This window comes from Hwangdonia lutea, assembly GCF_032814565.1.
GTDB lineage: Bacteria > Bacteroidota > Bacteroidia > Flavobacteriales > Flavobacteriaceae > Hwangdonia > Hwangdonia lutea.
Genome location: NZ_CP136521.1, coordinates 238,362 through 250,973, shown reverse-complemented (window position 1 = coordinate 250,973; position 12,612 = coordinate 238,362). Strand labels below are relative to the sequence as shown.

Genomic DNA, 12,612 nt, shown 5'->3' with positions numbered 1-12,612 from the left:
TATTAATTATAAAAGGTAAATGAAAATATTTATAACAAAACTAGCCATAAGTAACTATCTTATTTTAATGACGGTGTGTGCCTTTTCTCAAGAAAACACATCACTAGAGCTTTGGTATAACGAACCAGCGAGCAATTGGATGACCGAAGCATTACCCATCGGGAATGGTTATGTGGGTGCCATGTTTTTTGGAGGAATACAAGAAGAGCATATTCAATTTTCTGAAGGTACCCTTTGGTCTGGTGGACCCGATTCTAATCCGGAGTACAATTTTGGTATCAGAAAAAACGCCCATAGTTTTTTGCCAAAGGTTAGAAAACTTTTAGAAGAAGGAAAGCTCCATGAGGCTGATAAAATGACAAAGTCTGAATTTACAGGAATCATACAAACAGGAAAACAATACAATGCTGATTTTGGCGATTACGGTGCTCAACAAACCATGGGCGATATCTATGTAAAAGTTGGGCATTCGGGAGAAGTTTCAAACTATAAGCGAAGCCTTGATATTAGTAGAGCGTTGGGGAAAGTTGAATATAATATTGGTAATAAAAATTACAGACGCACTTATTTTGGTAATTATCCGAGCAATGTTATGGTTTATCGTTTTGAAAGTTCTGTTAAAACCGATTATGAAATTCGGTTTAAAAGTCCGCATGTGTTGATAGCTCAAAATTTTAAAGATGGCGTTTATACTTTTGAAGGGAAAGTTGCCGATAACGGAATGCCATTCGAAACTAAATTGTCGTTAAAATTATCTGACGGAACCATAACGTATAAAGATGGTATCCTGTTGATAAAGGCAGCTAAAAATGTTGTGATATTAAATACATCATCAACGGCCTATACCTTAACCTATCCCAGCTATAAAGGGAACGATTATAAAGCTGATAATGAAAAAAAATTACAAGAATTAGCAAGAAAATCTTTTGATGATTTAAAAAGGGAACATGTTCAAGATTATTCAAATTTATTTCATCGTGTAAGTTTAAATTTAGGTAAAAGCGCACAACCTGCTGTTCCCACAAACAAAAGATTACAAGCTTATTTTAACGGGTTGGAAGATGCTAGTTTGGAAAGTCTGTACTTTCAATACGCACGTTATTTAATGATTTCGGCAAGTCGTCCAAACAGTATGTCCATGCACTTGCAAGGTAAATGGAATAACTCAACCAATCCACCATGGGCTGCAGATTACCACAGCAATATCAATTTAGAAATGATTTATTGGCCGGCAGAATTAACCAATTTATCAGAATGCCACGTGCCATTTTTAGATTTTATAGAAAGTCTGGTGGAACCTGGGAAACTTACAGCTAAAGAATTTTTTAACACCCGAGGATGGATGACAAATACCATGACCAATGCCTATGGTTACACATCGCCAGGGTGGGGGATTCCTTGGGGATTCTTTCCCGGTGGGGCTGCATGGTTTTCCCAACATCTTTGGGATCATTTTGATTTTACACAAGACGAAGAATTTTTAAGAACACGGGCGTATCCCGTAATGAAAGAGGCCGCATGGTTTTGGATCGATTACCTTACAAAGGACGAAAACGGTAAATTGGTTTCTAAGCCATCGTATTCGCCCGAACATGGTGGAATTTCAAAAGGGGCCTCAATGGATCATCAAATCGCTTGGGATATACTCAACAACTGCATAAAGGCCGCTGAGGTTTTAGGTATAAATGATGATTTCACAAAAAAGGCCATACAAACCAAAGCTGCTATTTTACCACCTCAAATAGGGTCGTGGGGACAGCTACAGGAATGGGCCGAAGATGTGGATGACCCCAACAATAAACACCGCCATATTTCACATTTATTTGCGTTGCATCCCGGAAATCAAATATCCACCACGCATACACCCAAGTTGGCCGAAGCTGCCAGAATAACATTAAATGCTCGTGGTGATAGTGGTACAGGTTGGTCGCGCGCTTGGAAATTAAACTTTTGGGCACGTTTAAACGATGGCAATCGGGCGCATAAAATGTTGAGAAATTTATTAAAACCGGTTTCCAGCACCAAGGTTGAGATGTCTACAGCCGGTGGAACCTATGCCAATTTACTATGTGCACATCCGCCATTTCAACTGGATGGTAATATGGGCGGTGCTGCAGGCATGGTAGAAATGCTGCTACAGTCGCAATCGGGAATTATCGAATTGCTGCCCGCATTACCCGATGCATGGCAACAAGGAGAGATAAAAGGGTTAAAGGCTCGCGGCGGTTTTGAGGTTGATATCCAGTGGAAAGATGGGCATGTTATTAATTCTAAAATTAAGGGCAAACCCAATCAATCGTCTAAACTTAAAGTAAATAACAGCGTCATTACATTTCAATTAAATGCCGATGGTATTTACGAGTTTTCAAATAAAAATTAGAAAAATAATCACAAGTCAAATGAAATTACAATTAAAATACTACGTTTTTTTAACATTAACCATCGCGTTTTCATTCTCCGAAATTAAAGCGCAAAACAAAGTCCTTATTTTAGGAATTGATGGGTGTCGTCCGGATGCTTTGTTGGCTGCCAAAACACCTCATTTAGATAATTTGTGGAAAAACGGAGCCTATTCATTTAAAGCAAAAACTGATGATTTAAGTTGGAGCGGTGTGTGTTGGACGGGGATGCTTACTGGTGTTTGGAAGGATAAACATAAAGTAATGGGCAATCAATATTTAAACCCGAACATTAAAGAATACCCCCATTTCTTTAATTTGGCCAAGCAACAACAACCGGATTTACGTACCTATTCCATAGCCAATTGGTCACCAGTTCATAAAATTCTTCAATACAATGATGCCACGGTTGTAAAACATAAGCCAACCGATGGTTTGGTAACCAAAAGCGTGGTTAAAACACTTAAAAATGAAGATGTTGACGTGATGTTTGTGCATTTGGACAATGTCGATCATGCAGGACATAAATATGGGTATGCGATTGACAATTCGAAATACATCAAGTCTATTGAAAAAACCGACAAAAAAATCGGCAGAATAGTCAAAGCTCTTCAAAAAAGAAAAAATTATGCTAACGAAAACTGGCTCATTTTAGTATCAACCGATCATGGTGGAAGTGGCACAAATCACGGAAAGGCCATTCCGGAACATACAACCATATTTTATATAGCTTCGGGAAAAGATGTTGAGAAAGGTGAAATTAAAAAACAAGTTTATGTTATTGATGTGGCGGTAACGGCACTTAAACATTTAAACATTGATTTAAAAGAAGCGTGGAATTTGGACGGCAACGTATCTGGACTAAAGTAACATGGTTTTTAGAAACGAGGAAGGTGCCGCAACATGACAAAAAGTAATAATAACTCGACAATAGCACAACATGAAAAGAATAACTAAGAAAACCATTAACATTTTAATTACATTTTTTATATCCATCGTAATGACTAATATTAATATCAATGCACTAAATAAGGTTGAAATAAATTCTGATTGGCAGTTTCGTCAGTCCAATATTGGCGAGTGGCTTTCGGCTACGGTTCCGGGAACGGTCCACACCGATTTGTTACATAATCAAATTATTGAAGATCCGTATTACCGCACCAACGAAAAGGATTTGCAATGGATAGATAAAGTAGATTGGGAGTATAAAACAACCTTTAATCTTGACGAAGCGCTATTTAATAAACAAAATATTGAAATCATTTTTAATGGTTTGGATACCTATGCCGATGTGTATTTGAATAATTCAAAAATACTATCGGCAGATAATATGTTTAGAACCTGGAAAGTTGATGCCAAACAATTTCTTAAAAGCGGTAAAAACGAATTGCATATTGTTTTTCATTCTCCAATTACAAAAGGATTGGAGCTTTACGAAAAATTCGGATTGCCATTACCCGCCAATAACGATCAATCTGAAAACGGTGGATTAGGTAAAAACAGAGTAAGTGTGCACACCAGAAAAGCGGGCTATCATTACGGTTGGGACTGGGGACCACGATTTGTTACTTCCGGGATATGGCGTCCCATTGAAATCAACGCTTGGGACACCGCTCAAATAGAGGATAGTTATGTGGTAACACAAAGCATCAAAGACAATACGGCTCAAATAGCAGCTACGGCAACCATCAATTTATCAACCGAGGGTAATTATAAACTTATCACAAAATTAAATGGTAAAAAAGTAGCCGAAAACGATACTGTGCTTCAAGAGGGCGAACAAGAAATAAAATCTAATTTCAACATTAAAAATCCAAAATTGTGGTGGCCAGTAGGTTTGGGCGAAGCTCATTTATATACCGTAACACAAGAGCTTTATTTAAATAATACTTTAATTGATACAAAAGAAACCAAAACCGGAGTTAGAACCGCAAAACTAATTCAAAAAGAAGATGCCGATAAAAATGGAAGAAGTTTCTATTTTGAGGTGAACGGCATTCCAGTTTTTGGTAAAGGCGCCAATTATATTCCTAACGATCTTTTTCTTCCAAGAGTTACTTTAGAAGATTATAAAACGGTGATAAATTCAGCCGTTGAATCCAATATGAATATGCTTCGTGTTTGGGGTGGCGGTATTTATGAAAACGATGAGTTTTATGAGCTTTGTGATGAAAAAGGTATTATGGTTTGGCAAGATTTTATGTTTGCATGCAGCATGTATCCGGATACCCCAGAACTGCAAGAAAGCATAAAACAAGAAGCCATTGATAATGTGCAGCGATTGCGAAATCATCCGTCCATTGTGTTATGGTGTGGCAATAATGAAATTGAAGTTGCCTGGTCTGAATACGACCATACGCGAGGTTGGGGCGGTTGGAGAAAATCGTATCCAAGAGCACAACAAAACAAAATTTGGGCGGCTTACGAAACCATATTTCATGATATTCTTCCAAAAGTCGTTTCTGCTGAAACCGATGCGATAGATTACTGGAAGTCTTCGCCTTCGGCAGGACCCGAACAGGTAGCTACAGATGAAACGAGATCTGGCGATAACCATTACTGGGGAGTTTGGCATAAACAGCATCCATTTTCTGAGTTCAATAAATATATTCCAAGATTTATGAGCGAGTACGGTTTTCAGTCATTTCCAGAATTTTCAACGGTCAAAAAATACACCGTTCCATCGGATTGGGACATCGAATCTGAAGTTATGGCCGCCCATCAACGCAGTGGTATTGGGAATTTACGTATAAAGCAATATATGGAGTCACACTACAAAGACCCTAAAGATTTTGAATCGTTTTTATATGTGAGCCAACTATTGCAAGCTAAAGGAATTAAAGAAGCAATTGAAGCACATCGAAGAAATATGCCCTTTTGCATGGGGTCTCTTTATTGGCAGATGAACGATTGCTGGCCTGTGGCCAGTTGGTCGAGTATGGACTACTATAATAACTGGAAAGCGCAACAATACATGGCCAAAAAAGCGTTTGAGCCTATTCACGTTTCTCCAAAAGTAACCGATACTAAAGTTGAGTTTTATGTGGTTTCCGATAAATTAAAAACCCAAAAAGCGGTATTGAAAATAACGGCTATGGATTTTAATGGAAAAATAATAAGTTCAACCAAAAATAATATTAACATTCAGCCCAACACCAGTACTCTGCATCACACTGCTGAAATAGCTATTCTGATAAAAGGGCATCAGAAGGAAGAGGTTGTATTGCTTTCTGAGCTTATTATTAAAAATAAAATAGTTTCAGAGAACATTACTTATTTTTTTGAACCAAAAGATTTAAAACTGGTGAAACCAGAAATAATTAAAACATTCAGTATTTCCAAAGATGGAAAAACACAACTTACTTTGAGGTCAAAAACTTTGGTTAAAGATGTATTTATTACGCTTAACGGAACGTCTTTAAAATTATCGGATAATTATTTCGATTTATTACCAAATATGGATAAAACAATAAGTTTTGAAACCCTAGGTATTGATAAATCTAAAGTTGAAATAACGTCTTTATTCGATACATATTAAACCCCTTTTAATACATTTGGTATTGTTGTATTAAAATAACCTTTTAGAAGCTTTTATTGGATTTTACTTGAGAAATGCTAATTCCATTTAGCAAATTGTTAGGTTTATATAAATATTTTTATATATTTACAAACCGACCCGTCGGTTTTTTATTGTGAATTGAGTAAAAATAATCCATTTTATAACTTATATGAATGTGAATTCAAATCAGAAAAGTAATAAAAAGAAAATCCCAAATAAAGAAGTCATTTTAAAAACGGCCTACGGACTTTTTCTAAAAAAAGGTTATCAATCGGTTTCCATAAAGGACATCATGGAAGCTAGTAATTTATCAAAAGGCGGTATTTACCATCACTTTGAAAGTAAGGAAGGAATATTGTTTGAGGTTTTAAATCAGTACTTCTTTAAAGCCTTGGATATTGATAAATCCATATTTGATGGCATCACATTCAAACAGCGTATAAAAAAAGTGTATAGGTTGGGTGTCAGCCTTTTTGAAATGGTGGAGTCTATGGGGAAAAGTGGAGTAAAATACCCTATAAACAGCTTGTATCTTTTTCAATTGGAATGTGAAAGTTTTCCGCAAATAAGAAAGCAGTTTAAAGCAACCTCAATGGCGTATAGAGCGTTAATAGAGAATTTGGTTATTGAAGGCATTCAAAACAAAGAGGTTAAAAAAGAATTAAACCCTGAAGTAATAAGTTATCAAATTATTGGCATGATAGAGGGCATAGCAATCCACCAATCAACTGCCAAAGATAATGTTGGACCCATGTTGCTTCAAAACTACGAAAGTGTATTTGAAAGTTATTTCAAATTTATATGTCTTGATAGTTAAAGTATGAATGAAAAATAAAAACACAATCATAAAATCCAGTGTATTCGGCCTGTTATTATGTGGCTTATTGATGTATTTCTTTATTTCAAATAAATCTGCCAATTATAGCGACATCACGATATTGAATAGCAATTGTCCACCTGGATTTATGCTTAATGAAAATAATGAATGTGTTTCCAAAAATTTTTATCAACAATACGATTCTCCAAACAACAAAGGTGTTGGTGGACTTCAAACAGGCCTGCCAAAAGTACGCGATGGTTTTACACCTCAAGAAATAGATTTAGGAAGGTATTTGTTTTTCGACCCCGTATTATCTGGCGACGGCACTATGTCTTGTGCTACTTGCCATGTACCCGATAAAGGTTTTAGTGATGGCTTAGCTACCAGTATTGGTAAAAACAATAAAAAACTGGATAGGGGAGCGCCAACGCTTTGGAATGTGGGCTACCTTAATCGCCTTTTTTGGGATGGTCGTGCTACAAGTTTAGAAGAGCAATTGGAAGGCCCGTTGTTTTCTGAAGTAGAAATGGCAAACACACCTGAAAATTTACTTAGTACACTTAATAATATTGATAATTACAGGCAATTATTTGCAGAAGCCTATCCAGAAAGAGGTAAAAAAGAAGCCATAAAACTCAATGAGGTTTTTACTGCTCTCGCAGCGTTTCAATCGTCTTTGGTTTCATTGAATAGTAGATATGATCGTTATGCCCATGGATTCCACGAGGCATTAAATAGTAAGGAAATTGAAGGAATGAACGTCTTTCGGTCTTTTGTGGCCCGATGTGCAGAATGCCATACGCCTCCGCTTTTCACTAACCAACAGCTTGCCGTTATAGGTACGCCAGAACCAGATGGATTGCCCTTAGACCCTGGTGCAGAAATACCTTTTAACGATAAAACTTTAAGAGGCGCCTTTAAAGTACCAAGCCTTAGAAATATAGAAAAAACCGCACCTTATATGCATTCCGGTAAGTTTGCTACGCTTCGCGAAGCGGTGCAATTCTATACAGATGGTAGAGGTCATGCCGTACCCGATAATGAAAACCTTATTATTCATTGGCACATCTGGGAGCCTCAATTAAGTGATTATGAGATGGACCGACTCGTAGATTTCTTAAAAACTTTAACCGATGAATCTTTTACACCTAAAATACCAGAGAAATTGCCTTCTGGTCTTAAAGTTTCTATTTAACCAATTTCAACACTATTAAAACTATGAAATCAGCATTACTAAAAATTATTGGCGGAATCCTATTATTGGCCATTGGCGTTTACTTAGGGAAAACATTCCTATCATCTAGCACTAGCGAAACTGTTCCTATTCCTTCAACATTAAAATATAGAAATGTAGGGCTTTCTAGCGATACAACACAAGTTGCCCAAAAAGAAGGTTTTACAGGAAACATCATTGAAGTTAAAAAAGGAGGCTCTATACAAGAAGCGGTTAAAGCCGCTAATCCAGGGGATTTAATACGTGTTTTTCCCGGTACTTATTCGGAGAATGTATACATAGACAAAGATAATATTAGTTTACAAGGCGTTGTTGTAAAAGGCGAATGGCCAACATTAGATGGTAAAAAGGAAATAAATGATGCGTTCTTATATTCTGGAAATGGAATATTAATAGAGAATTTTAAAATTATAAACTATAAGGGCAATGGTGTAATGGGGCAGGCCGGAAATAATTTTATAATCCGAAACAATTGGATTATCGATACAGGTGTTTATGGCATCTTTCCGCAATATGGCAAAAACGGGTTAATAGAGCACAATGTACTGAGTAAAATTGCCGATGCGGCTATATACGTGGGTATGTGTGATAATGTGGATGTGCTTCATAATGAGGTGTTTGATAATGTAGCCGGCATTGAAATTGAAAATTCCAGACATTGTTTGGTCGAGAATAATTATGCTCATAATAATACCGGTGGTCTTTTGGCTTTTGTAACCCCGGGACTGCCCATTAAAACCACATTTGATGTTATATTCAGAAATAACTTCGTGGTAAATAACAACCATGAAAATTTTGGAGCCCCAGGCTCTACAGTAGCTGGGATACCTCCAGGAACGGGCATTCTTATTATGGCGGCCGATGACGTAATTATTGAAAACAATATTATAACGGGCAATGACAACACTGGAATAACCATTGTTGATTTAGCTACGGGTGCCCCAAAGGCTAACGATCCCAATTCAGAAGGGAATCCAGATAGAGTTGTTATTTTAGATAACATCATGTTTGATAATGGTAACAATCCAACAGGAGAAATAAAGGCCATAATGCTAACACAAATGGATACCAAAGGGCCTGATATTTTTGCCTATGGCGGAGGAACAGGAAGTACAATTAGAGACAAAAACAAGTACCGAACTTTTGGTTTAGGCGATTACGGCGTTGCTCAAATAACAGATACAAAAAATATAACAACATTTATGTTGGATGCTCCGGTTCCACCAAGATCAGTTTCCGAGCATGAGTTGGGAGAGCTTACCTACTATGGTGTTTGTGCTGGATGCCATGCCTTTGGTACAAGATTAATTGGTGTTGACACTAAAATTATTAAGGCCATATATCACAATAACCCTCAGGGTATTGTAGACTATATAACCAACCCACTAAACCTTAGAGAAGATTATCCTGAAATGCCACCACAAGATTATTTATCTGAAGAGGCTAAAATGGCTGTTGCACAATATATATTAAAAATGACAAATTAATAGTAACTAATTAAACTTTGATTTATGAATAAATTTTTACTAATCGCAATGATGATTGGATTATCAATGACATCATTTGCACAAAAAACCGTTTCTGGTGTGGTGCTGGAAAAGGATACAAACATGCCACTCGCAGGGGTTACAATATTGATAAAAGATACCAATAGAGGGGTTACTACCAATTTTAATGGTAACTACGAAATCGATGGAGTAAACGACAATAATATTTTGGTGTTTTCTTATATGGGATACAAAACCCAAGAGGTGTTAATTGGTAGTAAAAGCACTGTAAATGTATCACTTGAAACGGATACACAACAAATGGATGAAGTTGTTATTACGGCATTAAATATTCAAAGAGACAAAGAGTCTCTCGGATATTCTGTTTCGCAGATTTCTGCAGCAGAAGTTAATGTTGCTAAAGAGAATAATGTAATGAACTCCCTTTCCGGTAAAGTGTCTGGGCTTCAAATTAGCCACGGTAATACTGGAGTAGATGGCTCGAGTCGTATTCTACTCAGAGGCGTTACCACTATTAACGGATCAAACCGTCCGTTGGTTGTAATTGATGGCATTCCCGTTAGTAACGATGCCGGCGGAGGTTCACAATGGGGTGGCGTTGATCGTGGCGATGCGTTATCGGATATTAATCCAGATGATGTTGAATCTATAAGTGTTTTAAAAGGCGCGGGTGCGGCGGCGGCTTATGGCTCATTGGGTATGCATGGTGTAATTTTGATTACCACTAAGTCGGGAGTTAAAAAGGAAGGTATTGGGATTTCATTCAACTCGTCTTTTTCATTTACAGAAATCGCTTTAACACCAGACTTGCAAAATGAGTATGGTTCGGGTGCCTTTGGTGATTTTGCACCTATTGGAGGTGATGGAAGACCTTTATTAGATTATCCTTTCTCTTGGAGTTGGGGGCCAAAGATGGAAGGTCAATCCTATACCAATTGGTTAGGGCAAAACAACAGCTATGTCTCTCACGGTAATCCTTACGAGCAATTTTATCAAAATGGGTATACATCGTCCAACACTTTAGCGTTTCAAGGACAATCGGAAAAAGGATCATTTAGAATGTCCATTACCGATGAAAACGGTCAGGGCATTGTTAAAAACAACACATTGGCAAAACAAACCTTTAATTTAAGGGGCAAAACAAATTTAACAGACAGATTTAGTGTAGACGGTAAAATAACCTATATAACATCTAAAATTAAGAACAGACCCGCGTTGGCGGAAGATGGTGCAAACACTGCCTTACAACTTTCGTTAATGCCTAGGGATATTAGGTTAAGCGATGTGGAAAATAATACAGTAAACGCCGATGGTGATGAAATTAAATGGAATTTAGACAACACGTTCAATAATCCTTATTGGTCTCAAAACTATGTGAAGAATTTTGACGAAAAGGACCGTTTTCAAGGTGTGGTTTCAGCCGATTGGGATGTGACAGACAACTTTAAAATAACAGGAAAATCCGGTATGGATTATATTGTATATGATTATACCAATTATGCAGCCAGAGGATCACAATTTCAAAGTAATGGTCGCGGAAGTTATGCACATGATAGTGGTAAAAGTAGAATATGGAATTCGGATATATTAGCCACTTACAAAACCAATATTTCTGATTTTAGAGTAACACTTAGTTTGGGCTCAAGTTATAGGGACGAATTTAGTAGTTATAAAAATATTTCAGGTAATGATAGTAAGGTGCCAAACTTATATAGAATTAGTAATTATAAAAACGCTTTTAGTTCAGAAGGTGTTTCCAAAAAAGGGGTGTATTCATATTATGGTTTAGGGCAGTTTAGTTACGGCGGGTTTCTTTATTTCGATGCTACAATAAGAAATGATAATTCATCAGCTTTACCAAAAGCGAACAACTCGTATTGGTATCATTCTGAAAACATGAGCTTATTATTCACAAAAATGTTGGGCATAGAATCTAGCATATTTAACAAAGGCAAACTGAGAGGATCTTTTGCTAAGGTTGGTAACGACACAAGTCCATATAGAACCCAAGGGATTTATAATGTTGACCAAACACCTACGTTATCTTATACGGTGGGATCCATTCCCGGTAGTTTACCTTCTTTTAATTTAAAACCAGAAACCTCTGAGTCATGGGAAGTGGGTACCGAACTTGGGTTTTTTAAAAACCGCCTTCAAATAGATTTTACGTATTATCAAACTAAAACCAAAGATCAGATAATGGCGGTACCTGTATCCGGGTCTACGGCTTATAATACCAAGGTGGTTAATGCCGGTGTTATTTCTAATAAAGGTTATGAGTTTCAAGTAAACGCCATACCTTTTGAAACTGATAATTTTGAGTGGAACCTTGGTTTTAATTTCACCAAAAGTAATGCGACCGTTGAATCATTAAATGAAAGTTTAGAAAGTATTACACTAAATACCCTTTGGGCGGTTTCTGTTGAGGCTCGACCAGGTGAGGAGTTTGGAGGTATTTACGGCTACGATTTTTTACGTGATAACTTCGGAAGAAAATTAATAACAAATGATGGTTTTGCACAAAGAGGTGAGCGCATAAAGATGGGAAGCATTACACCAGACTGGTTTGGTGGTATAACAAACAGCTTTAAATACAAAAATCTATCATTAAACACCTTAATAAGTATTCAGCAAGGGGGCGAATTTTATTCTTACGGACGCGCCTATAGAATGTTTTTTGGAACAGATGCCCGTAGTTTAGAAGGAAGGGAAACAGGAATAATTGAAGATGGAATTAATGAGCATACGGGTTTTGTAAACGAAACACCGGCCAATGCCATGTTAAAACAATTTTCAGATGTATTTACAAATCAAATAGCTACCAATCAAGTTTTAGATGCAAGCAACATTAAATTAAAAGAAGTTGCTTTAACTTATAATTTCCCCAAATCAATGTTAAAAAACACATTCATTCAATCTGGAAGTTTATCGGCTATCGGAAGAAATTTATTCTTTATTTATAATGCGGCTGGCGATATTGATCCCGAAGCAGGTTACAGTAGTGGACCAACAGGAGCTGCATTGGAGCACTCATCGTTACCATCAACCAGAAGTTATGGACTTAATTTAAAAATCAACTTTTAAACCTGATG

Annotated in this window: 7 protein-coding genes; all 7 read left to right on the top strand. The window is 36.9% G+C overall.

The window, feature by feature from the left end; all coding sequences use genetic code 11:
• The first annotated feature begins 19 nt into the window (after positions 1-19).
• The 7 genes from RNZ46_RS01130 to RNZ46_RS01100 all read left to right on the top strand — a co-directional run bounded on the left by RNZ46_RS01130 (position 20) and on the right by RNZ46_RS01100 (position 12,604).
• Entirely contained in the window at positions 20-2,380 is a 2,361-nt protein-coding gene (locus RNZ46_RS01130; protein WP_316983554.1) for a glycoside hydrolase family 95 protein, read from the top strand.
• 19 nt (positions 2,381-2,399) lie between these two features.
• Positions 2,400-3,269: an alkaline phosphatase family protein gene (locus RNZ46_RS01125; protein ID WP_316983553.1), complete on the top strand. Its 870-nt coding sequence runs from the start codon at positions 2,400-2,402 to the stop codon at positions 3,267-3,269.
• 70 nt (positions 3,270-3,339) lie between these two features.
• The gene (locus RNZ46_RS01120) at positions 3,340-5,937 is read left to right on the top strand and encodes a beta-mannosidase (RefSeq protein WP_316983552.1); all 2,598 of its coding nucleotides are present in this window, start codon (positions 3,340-3,342) and stop codon (positions 5,935-5,937) included.
• Between the two features lie 190 nt (positions 5,938-6,127).
• Complete coding sequence (locus RNZ46_RS01115; protein ID WP_316983551.1) at positions 6,128-6,775, top strand: TetR/AcrR family transcriptional regulator; 648 nt, start codon at positions 6,128-6,130, stop codon at positions 6,773-6,775.
• A 7-nt stretch (positions 6,776-6,782) separates the two neighbouring features.
• A complete protein-coding gene (locus RNZ46_RS01110) occupies positions 6,783-7,973 on the top strand; it encodes a cytochrome-c peroxidase (RefSeq protein WP_316983550.1) in 1,191 nt (396 codons plus the stop codon).
• 23 nt (positions 7,974-7,996) lie between these two features.
• Entirely contained in the window at positions 7,997-9,499 is a 1,503-nt protein-coding gene (locus RNZ46_RS01105) for a parallel beta-helix domain-containing protein (RefSeq protein WP_316983549.1), read from the top strand.
• 24 nt (positions 9,500-9,523) lie between these two features.
• On the top strand, positions 9,524-12,604 hold the full coding sequence (locus RNZ46_RS01100; RefSeq protein WP_316983548.1) for a SusC/RagA family TonB-linked outer membrane protein: 3,081 nt from the start codon (positions 9,524-9,526) through the stop codon (positions 12,602-12,604).
• The last annotated feature ends 8 nt before the right edge of the window (positions 12,605-12,612 follow it).